Genomic DNA, 18,935 nt, shown 5'->3' on the forward strand with positions numbered 1-18,935 from the left:
GGGCCACGAGCAGGCAGGCCGCGAAGCTTCCCCGGCTCAGGGCACGCACTCCTGGCCCGCGGGGGAGTCGTCGCCGCCGCGCAGCAGCCGGACCTCCAGGCACACCTGGCCCGGCGACCTCACCACGACGCGCTTCCTCTTGGTGCGCTCCGGAGCGGGGGAGTCGGAGGTCTGCCACACCCAGGTGTCGCCCGGCTGGAGCGGCTCGCTGTACTCCCAGGAGAAGACGACTCCCTGCGGGGTGCGTACACCGGTGAGGCTGGGCGCCTCGGTGAGCACGTCCGGGATGAGGTCGGAGGGCGTCGTCGCCGGCGCCGTGGGGTCGTCGGCCCCCGGATCGTCCTGGGGATCGCCATCGCGCAGCATCAGGCCGGCCACTAGGGCAGCGGCCACGATCACGCCCAGCGCGGCCCACACCGCGGACGACACCCGGCCGCGGTCCGGCTCGGCCTCGGACGCGGCGGTCGGCACCGTCGAGGGACGCGGGCCCGACGCCGAGATGACGGTGACCGACCGCATCACCGTGCGGCCCTCGTCCGCGACCTGGGCCTCCGGCCGCTTCACCGAGGTGTCGGGTCGGTCTCCCTCCACCGCGACGGTCGTGCGCGGCCAGCCCGCGGCGGCCTCGATGCGCTGCAGCGCACGCGCCAGCTCGAGGGCACTCTGCGGCCGGTGGGCGGGCACCTTGGCCATGCACTGCTGGAGCAGCCGGTCGAGCGCCGGTGGCACGTCCTGGCGCTGGGTGGCGGGTGGGGGAGCGTGCAGGATGCGGGCGCTGAGGGCGCGCGTGGAGTTGTCGCCGCCGGGGATCGAGAAGGGCGACCGGCCGACCAGGAGGTGCCAGATGGTGGCGCCGAGGGAGTAGACGTCGGACGCGACGCTGCCGTTGGAGCGGCCGTCGAGCATCTCGGGAGACGACCAGGGGTAGGAGATCCGGACGTCGTGGTCGCCCTCGACGTCGGCCATCTGGCCGGCGATGCCGAAGTCGGTGAGCGCCGGCTCGTGGTAGGTCGTGATGAGCACGTTGCTCGGCTTGATGTCGCGGTGGAGGATCCCGGACCTGTGGGCCGTCTCGATGGCGCTGGCCAGCTTGATGCCGGTGCTGACGGCGTCGACGACCGCCAGGGGGCTGGTGCGCACGCGGACGCCCAGGTCGGGGGGCGGGCAGTAGCGCATGACGAGGTAGGGGCGGCCGCCGTCGAGGGTCATGCCGGCCGTGATCACCGAGACGATGAACGGATGGTCCGCCAGGCGGGCCATCGCGTTGGCCTCGGCCGTGAAGAGCTGCTTCTCCCTGTCCGTCAGGGGTACGTCGGGGCGCACGACCTTGACGGCGACCCGCTGGCGCGGCCACTGCTGCTCGTAGAGGAACACGTCGGCGAAGCCGCCGGTGCCCAGGTGCTCGACGAAGGTGAACCCTGGGATGGTCGGTGCGGTCACCGGCCCACCACCGCGGGGCCGACCTCGAACCGCACCTCGTAGACGTCCGCGAGGTCGAGGGTCGATCCGGGCTCCAGCACGTAGGCCTCACCGGCAGCCAACCGCTGGGGAGGCCTGCCGGGTGGGGTGAGCATGGTGCCGCCGCGCGATCCCAGGTCGCGGGCCAGCACGTCCCATCCCGCCAGCTCGATCTGCAGGTGCATCCGGGAGACGAACGTGTGGTCGCGGGGGAGATGCACGAGGTGTGGCCAGTCGTGGCTGCCGTCGACGGGAGCCGGCTTGCGTCCCAGCACCACGCCCCGGTCCAGGGGGACGACCTCGCCCGTGGGGAGCCGCAGGCCGCCCAGCATGGGACGCGGGATCCACCGGGGCTCCTGGGGAGCGACGGGCTGGTGGCACACGCGGCAGGCCGGCCGGGCCGGGGTGGTGGGGTGACCCTGGGGGCAGTGGACGGCCAGCACCGTGACCGGGCCGCCCTGGGGGGGCGGGACGCCCGGCTGGGCGGGCCGGTTGACGGTCGACCCGTCGTGGTCGTCGACGTCCCCGGCTGCGTGGGGCGCCGGGGCGGACGGACGGATCGTGGTGTGGCCGCCCTCCTCGATGCGCGGCAGGTGCTGCCCGGGGTCGGTGGTGTCGAGCAGCGGCCCGGTGTCCTGGCGTGGGTCCGTGTCGTGGCCCGGCACGGCCGCCGGCGACGCGGCGTACGGCGCCGCTGGCTGCTCTGCTGCAGGTGTCGCCCGCACCCGGCGTGGGCGTGGCGGGGGAGGGCCCTCGGGCCCCTTGGCGGCGAGGATCTCGTCGGGGATGCCGTCGATGAGACCCTCCGCCGGGGGTGGCAGGGCGGTGCTGATGCTTGCGGGTGGGGGCGCCACCCGGGAGGTCACCGGGCGCACCTCGGCGCGGGAGGCCGCGACGACGCCGCCGACGAGCCGGCGCACCGGAGCGAGCTCGGCGGCGTCCGCCCCGCCGTCGAGGGACAGGATGCGGCTGGGGCCGACGACGCGGACGTGCCCGCGGCCGCGGGAGACGGCGGTCGAGGAGCCGCCGGACATGTCGACGAGGGCGAGGCCCGGAGGGTCGCCGTCGAAGGCCTTCTCCAGCAGCGCGAGCACCTGCTCCACCACGCTCGCGCTTGCCGGCGCGGTGGTGAGGGTCTCCCAGAGCGCCGAGACGACGTCCTCGTCGCCCGGGTCGGTCATCAGGATCCAGTGGTCACCCGTGCCGAGGAGCAGGTCGTGACCCGGGACGTACGTCGTCTCCACGACCACCGCTGCCTCCTCGTGCTCACCCGTCCACACCTGCAGACCGACCCCGTGCGCAGGCCTTCCTACCCCGTCACCGGCGGCCCGAACCGACATTGTCCCCATCTTCGCCGATAACCGTCCGGGGGTGGCCCGACTTGTCCATTGCGGGCGCGGCTACTTACGCTCCGTCGTGCGCCGATCGGGTGGCGCATTCCGGACAACAGGGGGAACTGTGGCGCGGAAGCAATTCCTGCGACGGCACCGCGCCTCCGTCGCGTCCGGACTCGCGCTGGCCGTCATGGTCGGCGCCGTGGTCGTGCAGGCGGTCACCGACGACGGCTACCGCAAGCACCAGGCCGAGCTGAACGACGGCGGCATCTGGGTCGTCAACGACGAGCACGCCGTCTACGGTCGCCTCAACAAGCCCATCAACCAGCTGGACTCGCGGGTGGTCACCGACGAGCTCGAGGGCCGGTTCGACGTGGTCCAGGACGGTGCCGCGGTCGTGGCCCTCGACGAGCAGGCCAACACCGCCCGCGTCGTCGACCCCGCGACGTCGACGTTCCGCACCAACGCGCAGATCTCGGTGCCCGGCAACGGCGACGTCCGGCTGGCGGGCGGCACGTTCGCTGCCGTGGACGCGAGGACCGGCGAGCTGTGGGCCGTGCCGGTGGACCCTCAGGTCGGACAGGCGTTCATCACGCCGGCCGACCGGCAGGCCGAGGAGCTCGCCAAGGTCGGCACGTCCGCGGCCCTCACCGTCACCCAGGGCGGCACCGTGGTCGCCACGTCCGCCGGCCAGGGCACGGTCACCTGGATCGCGCGCGACGGCGCCGACTTCGAGAAGCCCCGCGAGGAGCAGCTCCCCGAGGCCGCCGGGGCGCCGACGGCGGTCACCGCCGTGGGGGAGCGGGCCGTCACCTACGACGCGGAGTCCGGCCAGCTGCAGGTCGTCGACGGCCCCGGCTCCCAGCTGCCCGCGGACGGCGTGCTGCAGCAGGCCGGTCCGGACGCCGGGACCGTCCTCGTCGCCACGCGGGGCGCGCTGCTGAGCGTCGACCTCGAGAGCGGTGTCTCGACCGTGGTGCGGGAGGGCCTCGACGGCGCTCCCGCGGAGCCGGTGCGCCTCGGTGCCTGTGTCTACGGCGCGTGGTGGGGTGGCAGCGGCGCTGTCGTGATCCAGTGCGGCGACGCGCCGGCTGAGCTCCGCACGCTCGGCGGCAACGCCAGCCGCCTCGCCTTCCGGGTCAACCGCGGCCAGATCGTCCTCAACGACGACGCGACCGGTGCGGTGTGGGACCTCGAGCAGGACAAGCCGCTGCGCATCGACAACTGGAACGCCTTCACCTCGTCGAAGAAGGTCCAGGACGACAAGAAGCAGCAGCAGGAGACCGCGTTCGGCGAGCGCAAGCCGCCGAAGGCCAAGCCGGACCAGTACGGCGCGCGCCCCGGCCGCACGACCGTCCTGCACCCGCTCGACAACGACTCGGCCCAGGACGGTCACCTGCTGAGCATCTCCCGAGTGGACAAGCCGACCGGTGGCGCCTCGGCCGAGATCAGCCCCGACGGACAGACGGTCGTCCTCTCGATGCCGTCACGGGCGAGTCGCACCAGCTTCGAGTACTTCATCAACGACGGCCGGGACGGCCAGGCGCACGCGACGATCAGCGTCACGCCCCGCGAGCCCGGACAGAACGAGTCGCCCGACCTGCGCGAGGGCTTCGAACCCCGCACCTGGCGGGTGCCGGCCGGCAGCGCGCTCTCGGTGCCCGTGCTGGCCGACTGGCGCGACGACGCGGACGGCGACACCCTGATCCTCGACACCGCGGAGGCGGTCGGCGGCCGCGAGTCCGGGGCCCAGGCCCGCACCACGTCCGACGGACGCATCCGCTTCACGGCCCCGCAGTCCGGTGACGGGCCGGTCCGGGTGCAGTACACCGTCACGGACGGCCAGTCCGCCCCCGTGGAGAAGTCGGTCACCTTCCTGGTGCAGGACAAGCTGGACCAGAAGTCTCACGCCGCGGTCGCCGAGCCCGACGTGGTCCGGGGCGAGGTGGGCAAGCCGATCAAGATCCGGCCGCTGCTCAACGACCTCCCGGGCTCGGATCCGTCCACCCCCCACGCCGAGCTCGCACTGGGCGGCCGGGTACAGGACCAGTCGCGGGCCAGCGTCAAGACCGACGTGGAGAACGGCGTCGTCACCTTCCAGGCCACGCAGGCCGGCACCTACTTCCTCAAGTACGAGGCCGCCTTCGGCAACGCGCCACTGGCCACCGCCCAGATCCGCGTCGACGTCAGCCCGCCCCGGGACGCCGACCCCGTGGCGATGCCGGACGCGACGACGCTCTACGGCCAGGCGCCGGGCGTCATCGACGTGCTGGCCAACGACCTCGACCCCGCCGGGGGACTGCTCGTGGTCCAGCGCGCGACCGCCGACGACCCGCGGCAGCTGGACGTCGCGATCATCGACGGACGCTGGCTGCGCATCTCGGCCCGGCAGGGGGAGCTGCAGCCACGCACCCAGCTGGTCCACTACCAGGTCAGCAACGGCGCCAAGTCCGGGATCGAGGGCGAGGTCGTCGTCACCCAGCGTCCCAGACCCCAGGACGACTCGCCGGTGACCGTCACCGACCGGGTGCGCGTGCGGGCCGGCACGTCTGTCACCGCGGCCGTGCTGGACAACGACATCTCACCGTCCGGCGACCGGCTCTCGCTGGTCACCGACACCGCCGAGGGCACGCCGGGCGAGCTCAAGGTCGTGCCCCCGGGCGACGTGAAGACCGATCCGGGGCGCGCCTTCGTGTGGCGGCGCACGGTCCGCTACGTCGCCCCGGCCGGCCTCCAGGAGCGCGACACCTACGAGATCACCTACATCGCCACCAACTCCAGCGGTGTGACGTCCCCCGGCCGGCTGCTGGTCACGATCATCCCGGCCGGTGCGCCCAACACAGCCCCTGAGCCGCCCACCCTCGAGGCGCGGACCGTCTCCGGCGACCGGGTCAAGGTCCGGCTGCCGGGCAGCGGGATCGACCAGGATGGCGACCCGGTGACGGTCACCGGCATCACCTCGGCGCCGCGGCTCGGCCGCATCCTGGCCTACGGTGCCAACTTCCTGGAGTACGAGGCCTACCCGCGCACGGCAGGCACCGACGAGTTCACCTACTCGGTCGTCGACTCCGAGGGAGCCGTCGCCGAAGGAACCGCCCGCGTGGCCGTCGTTCCTCCCGGACCGGTGCAGCCCCCGCTCGCCGTCGACGATCGCCTGGTGGTCGAGCCCGGCCGCACCGGGATCTTCGACCCCTACGCCAACGACTTCGTCGACCCCGGTGACGAGGTGCAGCTCGACCTCGTCGACCCACCCGAGGGGGTGACGCTCGACGACGAGACGGGCCTGGTGTCCGTGCCGGCCCCCGGCAGCAAGAGGGACCCCGCCGTCACCGTCGTCTATTCGCTGTCGAACGGCATCGACGAGTCGCGCGCCACCATGACCCTGGACGTCGCCGAGGACTACAACAACCCGCCGGTCGTGTACGACGCCTACGGTCGGGCCGACGACAGCGGCAGCGTCGCCGTCGACGTCCTCGAGGGCGCGTACGACCCGGACGGCTCGGCCGACGACCTGACGGTCGAGGTCTTCGAGGGACGCCAGGACACCTCGGTCACGGGCAGCCGGATGAAGGTGACGCGCGGCGAGAGCCCCAAGGTCGTCCCGTTCCGGGTGACCGACGCCGACGGCGCCGCGGCTTCAGCCGTCGTCTACGTGCCGCCCACCGGCACCGCCATCCCCTATGTCGAGCCGGACGCCCTGATCCGGCTCGAGCCCGGCGGGACCGCGAAGGGCGAGCTGGGCGACTACATCGTCAACCCCTCGGGCGGCAGCCTGCGGCTCACGCAGAGCCGTGCGGCCGTCTCGACGTCCCCGAGCGACCTCGACGCGGCCCGCGACGGCAACGGCGCCTTCGAGGTGTCTGCCCCCGCCGGGTTCCGCGGCTACGGCGCCGTGCTGCTCGAGGTCACCACCGCAATCGACCCCGCCGGCAACGAGGACGTCGAGGACCCGAAGGACGGCTATACCGCCCTCTTGTCGATCCCCGTGCAGGTCGGCGACGACGTCCCGGTGCTGACCTGCCCCGACGCGCCCATCCCGATCTCCGCCGGCGAGAGCCACGACATCGACATCGCCACCCTGTGCCACGTCTGGTCCCTCGACCCGCGCGACGCGGACGACCTCGCCTACCAGTCGTCCTGGTCGCAGGAGCTCGACGGACTGTCGCTCTCCGGGTCCGGCTCGGCGGTCCGTGTCTCCGCGGATGCAGCCGCCAGCACCGGCGGTGAGGCAGTCCTCTCCGTCCGGGCTGGAGAGAGCAACACCGAGGAGATCCGCTTCCGCCTCGCCGCCGCGCCGCCGCCCTCGCTCCTCCCGCTGCCGCGGCAGGAGCTCGACGCCGGGGAGAGCCGCACGCTCGACCTGGCCCGGTTCCTCCAGGCCGGCGTCGCCGACCCCCAGCCGACGGTCGTCTCCGCCACCCTGGTCAGCGGGTCGGGCGTCAGCGCCTCGACGCAGGGCAGCTCGGTGACCCTGCGGGCCGGCGGGGAGGCACGGGGACGCGCCGTCTACCGCGTCGTGATGAGCGACGTCGCCGACTCGGGTCCCGGTTCCAACCGCCGAGCCGAGGGCACCCTCGAGCTCATCATCGGCGGTACGCCGTCGGCGCCGGGCGCGCCGTTCGTGAACCCGAGCGACGAGGACAACGCGCTGCACCTGAGCTGGGCGCCGCCCCGGGACGACGGCGGCTCCCCGATCACCCACTACATCGTGCAGGAGAACCACACCGACAAGAGGCGGATCTGTCGCACCAACGCCTGCGCGTTCACCGGGCTCAAGGCCAACACCCGCTACCGGTTCCGGGTGGCGGCGGTGAACAAGGTCGGCACGGGGGAGTGGAGCGCCGACTCGCTCGAGGCGGTCGCCAGCTCCAAGCCCGACCGGGTCCGCAACATCCGGATGATCGGCCGCGGCGACCACACCGTCACCATCGGCTGGACCAAGCCCGAGGGCAAGATCCTCGAATACCTGATCACCTACGAGGGCGGCCAGCTGCTCGTGCCGGGCGACAGGACGAGCTGGCAGATCACCGGGCTGGACAACAACAAGAAGTACGTCTTCTCGATCAAGGCCCGCAACGAGGTCGACTACTCCCTGGCCCAGGAGTCGCCGCCCATGCAGTCCCTGGGCACTCCCGCCGCCCCGGGCACCCCCACGGTCAGCGACCAGCAGTCGGGCAACAACCAGACCTCGGTCGCGGTGTCGTGGCCGTCCACGCTGCCCGAGGGTCCGGGCCCGGTGACGTACACGCTGATGGTCAGTGAGGAGGGCGGGGCGGCCACGCCGGTGCCAGGCTGCTCGAAGATCCAGGCGACCTCCTGCACGCACGGAGGCGTCGTCTATGACGGCGATCTCCTGGCCTACTCCGTGACGGCGAGCAACATCGAGAAGACGGGTCCCGCCAGCGCGCCGGCCATCTTCGATGCGGTCGGCAAGCCCGCGTCGTTCGGCGCCTGGTCGGTCGAGCCCACAGGTGCCGACCAGCAGCTGCGGGTGACGGGCGCGACCCCCGAGCCCCGCGGCAAGCAGGCGCGGGTCGCGATCATCATCGGCGGCCAGGTGGTCAGAGAGCTCCCGATGAGCGCGGGGCAGGTGATCAACGAGGTCGTCAGCACGCCCAGCAACGAGTCGCCCTACACGGCCCAGCTGCGGATCTGCAACGAGTGGGCGAGCCGGGGCGCCTGCACCCTGAGCGACGTCAGGACCGCCCAGAGCTACGGGCCCCTCAACGGCCACCTCCGGCAACCCACGCCTACAGTCGACGGGCGCACCGTCGTGTGGACCCTCAGTGGAACGTCCAACGGCAACGCAGCCGTCCTTGGGGTCAGCATCGACGGGGGCGCAGAGGAGACGGTGAGGCTTGACGGGGCTGGCGCCTTCAGCCTCACGCGCTCGGTCACGGTCGCCGACTACAACACCCAGACGAACGTCCGGGTCCGCCTCTACGACGATGCGCCCGCCGGTCGCGGTGAGGCCCAGGTGTATGCCACGGTCGAGTCTGGCGATCCGCCCGCACCGAACGTCTCCTTCCGTGAGTACATCGAGTGCGGCGACCTGGATGTCTCCGCGCGTCCCTGCAAGCAGGCGCCGTTCCAGCCGGAGTGCACCGACAACTCCTGTGGTCGGCTGCTCATCGTCACCGAGGGATTCATACACAACTACAGCTGCACGGTGTCCACGCCGGACGATCCGCTCTGGACGGCCACCTTCGGACGCGTCGACCTAGACGGGGGGCAGGCGAGCTACGAGACGACGTGGTACTTCAAGCACCCACAGACGGTGACGCTCTCGTGCGGCAACGGGAGACAGTCCAACAGCTTCACCCAGACCTGGCCGGGCTGAGTCCCGGCAACGTTATGGCCACACGACAAGAAGGCAACGGATGACGATCTCGCACGAGCAGGCCGAATGGTTCCGCAAGACCTTCGACCAGCTGACCGACAACATGGAGAAGGCCGTGCTGGGCAAGCGCCACGTCGTGCGCCTGGCCCTGACCTGCCTGCTCTCCGAGGGGCACATCCTGCTCGAGGACTTCCCGGGCACCGGCAAGACGATGCTCGCCCGCGCCCTCGCCAACACGGTGCAGGGCAGCCACGCCCGCATCCAGTTCACCCCTGACCTGCTGCCCTCCGACGTCACCGGCGTGACGGTCTACGACCAGCACAAGGGCACCTTCGAGTTCCACCCCGGCCCGATCTTCCACACGATCGTGCTCGCCGACGAGATCAACCGGGCCTCGCCCAAGACCCAGTCCGCGCTGCTCGAGGTGATGGAGGAGGGCCGCGTCACCGTCGACGGCGTCCCCCACTCCGTCGGGCGGCCGTTCCTCGTGATCGCCACCCAGAACCCGATCGAGCAGGCGGGCACCTACCGGCTGCCAGAGGCCCAGCTCGACCGCTTCCTGATGAAGACCTCGATGGGCTACCCCGACCGCGCCGCCACCATCGAGCTGCTCAACAACGCGGCCGTGCGCGACCGCGCCGCCCTGGTCACCCCCGTGATCACCGCGCAGACCATCTCGCAGATGAGCGGCCTGGCCGACCAGGTCTACGTCGACCCCGCCGTCGTGGGGTACGTCGCGGAGCTGGCCGAGGAGTCGCGCCGCCAGCCCCACGTCAAGCTCGGCCTGTCGGCACGCGGCTGCCTCGCGTTCATCCGCGTGGCCAAGACCTGGGCCGCGGCCGACGGCCGCGACCACGTGGTGCCCGACGACATCAAGGAGCTCGCCGAGCCGGTGCTCGCGCACCGCGTGCTGCTCGACGCCGAGGCACAGTTCAGCGGCGTCAGCGTGCAGACGGTCATCGGCCGGCTGCTCGACTCCGTGGCCCCGCCCACCGACCGGGTGGCCTGAGCACGCATGGAGCGGATCAGGGAGCTGCTCGGGATCGTCAAGCCTGCGGGCTGGACGGTCCTCGGCCTGGCGCTGGGCGCGACGTACCTCGTGGCGATCGCGCACTGGCGCGAGCTCGCGGTGCTCGCGGCCGCGTGCTTCCTGCTCCTCCTGGTCGCCACCCCGTTCCTCTTCGGGCGCACGTCCGTCGACGTCGACCTGCGGCTCGAGCCGGAGCGCGTGCAGGCAGGCGCCTCGGTGATCGCCGGCGTGGTCGTGACCAACAGGGGTGGGCGCCTGCTGCCGACCTCGCTCGAGGTGCCGGTGGGCCAGTCGGTCCACCGCTACGGCATCGGCGCGCTGGCGCTGGGGGAGCGCCATGAGGAGTCGTTCGCCGTGCGCACGGAGCGCCGCGGCGTCATCCCGGTCGGTCCGGCCACCACGCGCAGGGGCGACCCGCTCGGCCTCTTCTCGCGGGACACGGTGTGGACCCCCGTGCGCGAGGTGCTCGTGCGGCCGCCGCTGGTGCCGCTCGACTCCCTCGGCGCGGGCCTGCTGCGCGACCTCGAGGGCGTGTCCACGGATGCGGTATCGCAGAGCGACCTGGCCTTCCACGCCCTGCGCGCGTACGTCCCCGGCGACGACCTGCGCCACATCCACTGGCGCTCCTCGGCCAAGGTGCTCGCCTCGACGGGCGAGAACAGCCTGCTCGTGCGGCAGTACCTCGACACCCGGCGCAGCCACGCCGTGATCGTGGTCGACGACGCCGAGGCCGCCTGGCCGGATCCGGACGACTTCGAGACCGCGATGTCGGTGGCCGCCTCCATCGCCGTACAGGCGGTCCTCGACGAGTCCGACGTGTCCTTCGTCTGTGGCCACACCGCCTCGTCCGGTGGTGACGGCCACCTCGCGCTGGACGCCGTCTGCCGCGCCGAGGTCGGCGACGCCGGCCTGGTGGTCTCGGGCCGCCGGGCGACCAACGTCGCCTCCGACTGCAGCCTCCTCTTCCTCGTGGGCGGACCGGGCACGGCGTTCACCGACGTGCTCCGCGCCTCGGCGGCCTTCCCGCCGGAGGTACGCCGGTTCGCCCTGCTCGTGCAGCCGGGTGGCGCCAGCCGCGTCACAGAGACGGGCGGCCTGCCGGTGCTGCACCTGGCGGCCAAGGAGGACCTCGGGGGCCTGCTGCGATGGAGCGTCCGATGAGTCACGCCGACACCGCGACCCGCAGCCGCCCGCACCACCTGCTCCCCGACGTCCACTCCTGGGTCGACCTCGGGGCGGTGGTGCTGCTGGGCGGCATCGCGCTGAGCGGCTTCGCCACCTCGTTCACCGGCTGGCAGTTCCTGGTCGTGGGCCTGACCGGTCTCGTGATCGGTGCCGGGGTGACCCACGTGACCCGCGCGCTCGGCTGGCCGCTGATCGCGCCGCTGACCATCCTCGGCCTCGTCTACTTCCTCCTGGGTGGCCCGCTGTGCCTGCGCTCGATGGGCGACACCGCGTTCCTGCCGGGCGGTGCGACCCTGAGCACGCTGGCCGACCAGGCCGTCTTCGGCTGGAAGGACCTGCTCACCACCCTGCCGCCGGTCGACGGTGACGGGCGCCTGCTGGCGCTGCCGTGGCTGATCGGCCTGCTCACCGGGCTCGTCGGGGCGGCACTGTCCCACGCGCTGACCCGCCGGGCCTGGCTGACCGCCCTGCTTCCGGTGGCCGGCCTCACACTTGTGCTGGTCGCCGTCATCCTCCTGGGCGTGCGCCATCCCCACTCGGTCGCGCTGCAGGGCGCCTGCTTCGCCGGCGTGGCCCTCGGCTGGCTCGCCGTCCGCGCGCGCCGCCTGAGCGCTGCCGTGCACGGCGGCACTCCGGGAGTCGGGCGGGTCGCCGCCGGCGCCGGGCTCGTGGCCCTCGCCTCGGCCCTAGCCCTCCCCGCGAGCGCCCTGGTGGCCGGCTCGGACGACCAGGGCCGGACCGTCGCGCGGTCATGGGTGGAGCCGCCGTTCGACATCGGTCGCTACCCCTCCCCGCTGGCAGGCTTCCGCAAGTACATCGACCTGCAGGGCGACGATGACCCGGCCAACGTCTTCGAGAAGACCCTCTTCACGGTCGACGGCGCCCCCGCGGGGACGCTGGTGCGCATCGCCGCGATGGACCGTTACGACGGGCTCGTCTGGGGAGCCTCCGACGACGCCCTGCCGGGCGCTGCAGACGACTCCTTCCAGCGTGTCTCCTCCACGATCGACAACCCGCTGCAGGGCGAGCCGGTGGAGGCGACGGTCACCATCGGCGAGGGCTACTCGGGCGTGTGGCTGCCGACCATCGGCGGCCTGACCTCGATGGAGTTCCGCGCGGGTGACGCCGAGGTGAAGCAGGAGACCTTCCGCTACAACCTCGCCACCTCGACGGCCGTGGCGCCGACCGGGATCCACGAGGGCGACACCTACGAGTTCAGCGCCGTGCTGCCCGACGACACGCTCGACAAGTCCACCGTCGGCTCCACCGCCGTCACCCCCATGCCCGACGGGCTGGGCTTCCTCGACGGACCGGCGACCGACTGGACGGAGAAGGCAGCCACCCCGATGGAGCGGGTGCTCGCCGTGGCGAAGCGCCTCAAGACCGACGGGAAGTACTCCGACGGCGTCATCAAGAGCGAGCGCTGGTACTTCCCCGGCCACAACATCCAGCGCCTGTCCGACGGGTTCCTCTCCGCGCCCCAGATGGTCGGCAACGACGAGCAGTACGCCGCGGTGATGGCGCTGCTCGCCAACGAGATCGGTGTCCCGACGCGGGTCGTCCTCGGCGCCGTGCTGCCCGAGGACGGGGTCGTCCGGGGCAAGGACGTCCAGGCCTGGGTCGAGCTGCGTGCGGCGGACGGCTCGTGGCGCACGCTCCCGACCGAGGAGTTCATGTCGCAGGAGCCGCCGGCCGAGCAGCTGCCCCAGACCGACGAGCCGATGACCGGCACCGTGGTGCCGCCCCCCAACCCGATCCCACCGCCATCCGACGCCGGTGACCAGAGCGACGCCGACCTCAAGGAGCGCAAGACGGACAAGTCCGACGACGAGGACGAGGAGGGCTCGCTGGTCAACCGGCTGCCGCGCTGGGTCGTCGAGGTCGCGACGTACGGCGGGGGGCCGCTGCTGCTGCTCGCCCTGCTCCTCGGTGCCATCGTCGGTGCCAAGGCGCTACGCCGCCGCCGGCGGCGGAACGCCCCGACGATCTCCACCCGCTTCGTCGGTGCCTGGCGTGAGCTCGTCGACCACGCGCGCGACCTCGGCCAGCCGATCCCCCTGGGCCCGACGGTGACGCGGCGGGAACAGTCGGGGGCGATCGCCTCCGACGAGGCATCGTCGCTCGCGCGCCGGGCCGATGCCTGCGTGTTCGGGCCGCAGCTGCCCGAGGAGGCCGCCGCGGCGTCGTACTGGGGGAGCGTCGAGGCGGCCCGCCGGGCGATGTCGGGCGCAGTCGGACGCCGCAGGCGGCTGCTGGCGGCGATCAGCCTCACCACCTTCGCCCCGCGCTGGCGCCGTGGGCGCTGATTGGCCTTCCGCCACCAGGTCCGACTAGACTGGCTCGTCGGCCCAACGTGGGCTTGCTTCGTGGTGCCTCGCGGCTGCCCGGATCACACCAGACTCGCTCGCTCGGGCGGCTCAGGCGTGTGCGCGGGATGAGACACCACAGGCGGCTGCACGAGGTCCACCGGTCCATCCGGACCGGAGGTTCCCGGGCCACCCGCGCCGGATCCCCGGCGTGGTGCAGCACCGTAGACGACCGACCAACAGATTGCGGAGGACATGCCGAAGAAAGAAGGCGTGATCGAGATCGAGGGCACCGTCGTGGAGGCCCTCCCGAATGCCATGTTCCGTGTCGAGCTGAGCAACGGACACAAGGTTCTCGCCCACATCAGCGGCAAGATGCGCCAGCACTACATCCGGATCCTCCCCGAGGACCGCGTGGTGGTGGAGCTGTCCCCCTACGACCTGACCCGCGGTCGGATCGTCTACCGCTACAAGTAAGCAGCCGATCCCACCTGAGAGGACCTCCTCGTGAAGGTCAAGCCGAGCGTCAAGCCGATGTGCGACAAGTGCAAGGTCATCCGTCGTCACGGCAACGTCATGGTCATCTGCGAGAACCCGCGCCACAAGCAGCGCCAGGGCTGAGCAGGTAGCAGCACCCCACAACTCAATACCTCACATCGTGAACGCTAGGCCGGGTCTTCCGGCTGAAACCACCCCCGGAGCAGTGGCCGGGGCCTGGGTCCCGACACAGAGTCAGCACGGCAACCAGGGCGCGTCACGACCGACACCGCTGTGAACCACCGAAAGAGAGACCGCCACATGGCACGCCTCGTTGGTGTGGACCTTCCGCGCGACAAGCGCATCGAGGTCGCACTCACCTACATCTACGGCATTGGCCGTACCCGCGCCCAGCAGCTGCTCGCCGCCACCGGGGTCGACCCGAACGCGCGCGTGCACACGCTCGGTGACGAGGAGCTGGTCAAGCTCCGCGACGAGATCGAAGCCAACTTCAAGATCGAGGGTGACCTCCGTCGCGAGGTCCAGGCCGACATCCGCCGCAAGATCGAGATCGGCAGCTACCAGGGTCGCCGCCACCGCATGGGCCTTCCGGTCCGCGGCCAGCGCACCAAGACCAACGCGCGCACCCGCAAGGGTCCCAAGCGCACTGTCGCCGGCAAGAAGAAGGCCAAGTGACCGAGCGCAGAGCGCTCGTCCTGCCTCTTCATTCGAAGCTTCCAGACCAGAACCTCATCAGGAGTTAATGCATGCCTCCCAAGAGCCGCGCGACCAAGGTCCGCCGCAAGGAGAAGAAGAACATTGCTCAGGGCGAAGCCCACATCAAGAGCACGTTCAACAACACGATCGTCACGATCACGGACCCCACGGGCGCTGTGATCTCCTGGGCCTCCGCCGGCACCGTCGGCTTCAAGGGCTCGCGCAAGTCCACCCCGTTCGCTGCTCAGATGGCCGCTGAGGCCGCTGGCCGCCGGGCGATGGAGCACGGCATGAAGAAGATCGACGTCTTCGTCAAGGGCCCGGGCTCCGGCCGCGAGACGGCGATCCGCTCCCTGGGTGCGATCGGCCTCGAGGTCGGCACCATCCAGGACGTCACGCCCACGCCCCACAACGGTTGCCGGCCGCCCAAGCGCCGCCGCGTCTGATCTCCGAGACGGAAAGAGAGACTGAAGAGAAATGGCCCGTTACACCGGCCCCATGACCCGCAAGTCGCGCCGTCTCGGCGTCGACCTCGTGGGCGGCGACTCCGCCTTCGAGAAGCGTCCCTACGCCCCCGGCCAGCACGGCCGCGGCCGCATCAAGGAGAGCGAGTACCTCCTCCAGCTGCGTGAGAAGCAGAAGGCGCGCTTCACCTACGGCGTGATGGAGAAGCAGTTCCTCCGCTACTACAAGGAGGCCAACCGTCGCCAGGGCAAGACCGGCGACAACCTGCTCCAGCTGCTCGAGTGCCGCCTCGACAACGTGGTCTACCGCGCCGGCTTCGCCCGCACGCGTCGCCACGCCCGCCAGCTGGTGACCCACGGCCACTTCCTGGTCAACGGGCACAAGGTGGACATCCCGTCGTTCCAGTTGTCGGCCCACGACATCATCGACGTCCGGGAGAAGTCGCTGGAGATGACGCCGTTCATCATCGCCCGCGAGACCCACGACGAGCGCGTCGTCCCCGCCTGGCTCGAGGCCATCCCGTCGCGGATGCGCATCCTCGTGCACCAGGTCCCGGTCCGCGCGCAGATCGACGTGCCGGTCCAGGAGCAGCTGATCGTCGAGTACTACTCCAAGAAGTAATCCCACGGGGGCTCCGCCCCCCGTGTCCCCCGCCGGGGCTCCGCCCCGGACCCCGGCTGGGGGACTCGTATCAACTTCCTTCCCAATCCTGTGAGTTCGGGCCCGTCAAATGGTGGGTGGGCCCGGAAAGGAAAGAATCAGTGCTCATCGCACAGCGCCCGACCCTGTCGGAAGAGACCGTCGACGAGTTCCGTTCGCGGTTCGTGATCGAGCCGCTCGAGCCCGGTTTCGGCTACACGCTCGGCAACTCGCTGCGGCGTACGCTCCTGTCCTCGATCCCGGGTGCCTCGGTCACGAGCATCAAGATCGACTCGGTGCTCCACGAGTTCTCGACCATCGAGGGCGTGACCGAGGACGTCACCGAGATCATCCTCAACCTCAAGGGCCTCGTCGTCTCCTCGGAGCACGACGAGCCCGTCGTGATGTACCTGCGCAAGTCCGGCGCCGGTGACGTCACCGCCGCCGACATCACGCCGCCTGCCGGTGTGGAGGTCCACAACCCCGAGCTGAAGATCGCCACCCTGTCCGACAAGGGCAAGCTGGACGTCGAGCTCGTCGTCGAGCGTGGCCGCGGCTACGTCTCGGCCGTGCAGAACAAGGGCGCGGACAACGAGATCGGCCGGATCCCGGTCGACTCGATCTACAGCCCGGTCCTCAAGGTGACCTACAAGGTCGAGGCCACCCGTGTCGAGCAGCGCACGGACTTCGACAAGCTGGTCATCGATGTCGAGACCAAGCCGTCGATCCGTCCCCGTGACGCGATCGCCTCGGCCGGCAAGACGCTGGTCGAGCTCTTCGGCCTGGCCCGCGAGCTGAACGTCGAGGCCGAGGGCATCGACATCGGCCCCTCGCCCGTCGACGAGCAGCTGGCTGCCGACCTCGCCCTCCCGGTCGAGGACCTGCAGCTGACCGTCCGCTCCTACAACTGCCTCAAGCGCGAGGGCATCCACACCGTGGGTGAGCTCATCTCCCGCTCGGAGCAGGACCTGCTCGACATCCGCAACTTCGGCGCCAAGTCGATCGACGAGGTCAAGGCCAAGCTGGTCGAGATGGGCTTGTCCCTCAAGGACAGCGCTCCCGGCTTCGACCCGCACGCCGCGCTCGCCGCCTACAGCGACGACGACGACGACGCGTTCGTCGAGGACGAGCAGTACTGATCCCGAAGCGCGAGGCCGAGCGCCAGCGAGGTCGAGCTGCGAGGGATCGCGACAACCCGATCCCGAAGCGCGAGGCCGAGCGCCAGCGAGGTCGAGCTGCGAGGGATCGCGACAACTGAGAAACCCGTGAGGCGGGGCGCGTGAGCGCCCCGCACCACATCACCCAAACCGTTCACGGAGCGTGAACGTCTACCCGCACCGCCCGAGAAATCGTTCACGGACAGTGAACGTCTACCCGCACCGCCCGAGAAATCGTTCACGGACAGTGAACGTCTACCCCGGTACCTCATACGGCCGGAGAGAAGCGAGAGAGCACGATGCCCACTCCCAAGAAGGGTCCCCGCCTCGGCGGCAGCCCCGCCCACCAGCGCCTCATCCTCGCCAACCTGGCGACCGCGCTGTTCGAGCACGGCCGGATCACCACCACGGAGACCAAGGCGCGCCTGCTGCGCCCCGTCGCCGAGAAGCTGATCACCAAGGCCAAGCGCGGCGACCTGCACAACCGTCGCGAGGTCCTCAAGACCATCCGCGACAAGTCGGTCGTGCACACGCTCTTCACCGAGATCGCTCCGACCTTCGCGGAGCGTCCCGGCGGCTACACCCGGATCACCAAGATCGGTCCTCGCAAGGGTGACAACGCCCCCATGGCCGTGATCGAGCTGGTGACCGAGGCCTACAGCCCCAAGGCGCCGTCGGCCAAGAAGACGGAGGCCGCTGCGCCTGCCCCGGTCGAGGAGGCCCCGGTCGAGGAGACCGCCGCCGAGGAGACCGTGGTGGAGGAGACCGCCGCCCCCGAGGCTGCTGTCGAGGAGGCTCCCGCCGAGGAGGCTCCCGTCGAGGCGGCCGCCACGGAGGAGGCTCCTGCCGAGAAGACCGTCGAGGACGAGAAGCCCGAGGCCTGATCCACTTCTCTCGCGAAGGCCCGTCATCCGATCCGGATGGCGGGCCTTCGCGCGTCTGACGGGACGTGGTCACCGGGAGGCGCTCCTGGCAGTCCCGGTGAGCCTCCCAGTGACCACCTCCCCGAGCGTCGCCGCCCGCACGCTGTGGACTCAGCCCGGCAGCGCCCGGCGACCGCCGTGGAGGCGCTCGCCGCCGAGGTCGGCGCGTTGACCGGCCTCCCAGCCCTGGCGGGCACCTGACCCGGAAAGCTGGCGGGGGGTCGCCCGTCGGAGGTCGGGGTAGGCCTCGTCGCGGGCACGCTCGACCGCCGCGGAGCGGTCGGCGAGGACCAGGGCGGTGCTGGTGCCGGAGGCCGCGAACCTCCTGTCGGCCTGCGCTGCCGCTGCCTTCTCGGCCTCGTCGAGCCGGCGGCCCACGGACATGGTGAAGCCGGCGAGCCAGCTCCGCCGGAACGCCGCGGGATGGTCCCAGGGCGGGACCGGGGTGCGGGCCAGCGCGTGCATCGCCTGGACCAGCAGGCTGGTGAAGAGGATCTCCACGCGTTGCAGGTCGGACGAGTGGCCGAACAGGTGCAGGGAGAGCTCCTGCACCCCGTCGGGATGGCGGGTGCGGCGGACGGCGTGGCAGCGCAGCGTCAGCGCGATCGTGCTGAGCAGGTCGAGCTTGTCCGCGGCGTAGGGACGGTCGAGCACGATCACCTGGTCACCGACGATGTCGAGCGAGGGATCGGCGAGGGCGAGCAGCGCCCGGTCGATGCCGTAGGCAGCGATCAGGTCGCTCGCCTTCGCCGTGTAGAGCTCGGCCTCCTCTGGAGTCGTGGCCGGATCCTCGGCCTTGGCGAGGAGCTTGCGCACCTTGGCGAGCATCGCCGTGGTGTCGTGGTCAGGCTGGTCCATGGGGCCTCCCGAGGGTCCGTGCGCGGTCACCGACAAGGGTGTCAGG

14 protein-coding genes are annotated in these 18,935 nt (G+C 71.3%); 11 read left to right on the forward strand and 3 right to left on the reverse strand.

The annotated features are described in order from the left end of the window. Positions 1 to 36 precede the first annotated feature (36 nt). Positions 37 to 1,440, reverse strand: coding sequence for a serine/threonine-protein kinase (locus tag DDE18_RS03455; protein ID WP_165821002.1), 1,404 nt, complete (start codon positions 1,438 to 1,440; stop codon positions 37 to 39). Beyond that, positions 1,437 to 2,798: an FHA domain-containing protein gene (locus DDE18_RS03460; RefSeq protein ID WP_133241138.1), complete on the reverse strand. Its 1,362-nt coding sequence runs from the start codon at positions 2,796 to 2,798 to the stop codon at positions 1,437 to 1,439. The genes DDE18_RS03455 and DDE18_RS03460 overlap by 4 nt, the downstream gene beginning before the upstream one ends. A 118-nt stretch (positions 2,799 to 2,916) precedes the next feature. On the opposite strand from DDE18_RS03460, the gene DDE18_RS03465 reads away from it, so the two are divergent. From DDE18_RS03465 to rplQ, 11 genes are all read left to right on the forward strand, one after another. Next, the gene (locus DDE18_RS03465; protein ID WP_116570799.1) at positions 2,917 to 9,132 is read left to right on the forward strand and encodes a fibronectin type III domain-containing protein; all 6,216 of its coding nucleotides are present in this window, start codon (positions 2,917 to 2,919) and stop codon (positions 9,130 to 9,132) included. Between the two features lie 40 nt (positions 9,133 to 9,172). Further along, positions 9,173 to 10,141, forward strand: a complete 969-nt coding sequence (locus DDE18_RS03470) for an AAA family ATPase (RefSeq protein ID WP_116570800.1) — start codon at positions 9,173 to 9,175, stop codon at positions 10,139 to 10,141. A gap of 6 nt (positions 10,142 to 10,147) precedes the next feature. Next, positions 10,148 to 11,323 (forward strand): DUF58 domain-containing protein, encoded by a 1,176-nt coding sequence (locus tag DDE18_RS03475; protein WP_116570801.1) that lies wholly within the window; start codon positions 10,148 to 10,150, stop codon positions 11,321 to 11,323. After that, positions 11,320 to 13,653: a transglutaminase-like domain-containing protein gene (locus DDE18_RS03480; RefSeq protein WP_133241139.1), complete on the forward strand. Its 2,334-nt coding sequence runs from the start codon at positions 11,320 to 11,322 to the stop codon at positions 13,651 to 13,653. Before DDE18_RS03475 ends, DDE18_RS03480 begins: the two co-directional genes overlap by 4 nt. Before the next feature lie 255 nt (positions 13,654 to 13,908). Beyond that, positions 13,909 to 14,130 carry a translation initiation factor IF-1 gene (gene infA / locus DDE18_RS03485; protein ID WP_011757309.1) on the forward strand — a complete coding sequence of 74 codons (222 nt, stop codon included), beginning with the start codon at positions 13,909 to 13,911 and terminating at the stop codon, positions 14,128 to 14,130. A 30-nt stretch (positions 14,131 to 14,160) separates the two neighbouring features. Then, complete coding sequence (gene rpmJ, locus DDE18_RS03490) at positions 14,161 to 14,274, forward strand: 50S ribosomal protein L36 (protein WP_116570803.1); 114 nt, start codon at positions 14,161 to 14,163, stop codon at positions 14,272 to 14,274. A gap of 177 nt (positions 14,275 to 14,451) precedes the next feature. Further along, complete coding sequence (gene rpsM / locus DDE18_RS03495; protein ID WP_116570804.1) at positions 14,452 to 14,826, forward strand: 30S ribosomal protein S13; 375 nt, start codon at positions 14,452 to 14,454, stop codon at positions 14,824 to 14,826. Positions 14,827 to 14,897: 71 nt separating this feature from the next. Beyond that, positions 14,898 to 15,293 carry a 30S ribosomal protein S11 gene (gene rpsK, locus DDE18_RS03500; RefSeq protein WP_116570805.1) on the forward strand — a complete coding sequence of 132 codons (396 nt, stop codon included), beginning with the start codon at positions 14,898 to 14,900 and terminating at the stop codon, positions 15,291 to 15,293. Positions 15,294 to 15,324: 31 nt separating this feature from the next. Continuing rightward, positions 15,325 to 15,933 carry a 30S ribosomal protein S4 gene (gene rpsD, locus DDE18_RS03505; RefSeq protein WP_116570806.1) on the forward strand — a complete coding sequence of 203 codons (609 nt, stop codon included), beginning with the start codon at positions 15,325 to 15,327 and terminating at the stop codon, positions 15,931 to 15,933. A gap of 140 nt (positions 15,934 to 16,073) precedes the next feature. Further along, a complete protein-coding gene (locus DDE18_RS03510; RefSeq protein ID WP_116570807.1) occupies positions 16,074 to 17,090 on the forward strand; it encodes a DNA-directed RNA polymerase subunit alpha in 1,017 nt (338 codons plus the stop codon). Between the two features lie 317 nt (positions 17,091 to 17,407). Then, positions 17,408 to 17,992 carry a 50S ribosomal protein L17 gene (gene rplQ, locus DDE18_RS03515; protein ID WP_116570808.1) on the forward strand — a complete coding sequence of 195 codons (585 nt, stop codon included), beginning with the start codon at positions 17,408 to 17,410 and terminating at the stop codon, positions 17,990 to 17,992. Between the two features lie 150 nt (positions 17,993 to 18,142). Here the strand turns inward: rplQ and DDE18_RS03520 are convergent, their stop codons facing one another. Continuing rightward, complete coding sequence (locus DDE18_RS03520; protein ID WP_116570809.1) at positions 18,143 to 18,889, reverse strand: DUF2786 domain-containing protein; 747 nt, start codon at positions 18,887 to 18,889, stop codon at positions 18,143 to 18,145. Positions 18,890 to 18,935 lie beyond the last annotated feature (46 nt).

It is taken from the genome of Nocardioides gansuensis, from assembly GCF_003076135.1.
GTDB lineage: Bacteria > Actinomycetota > Actinomycetes > Propionibacteriales > Nocardioidaceae > Nocardioides > Nocardioides gansuensis.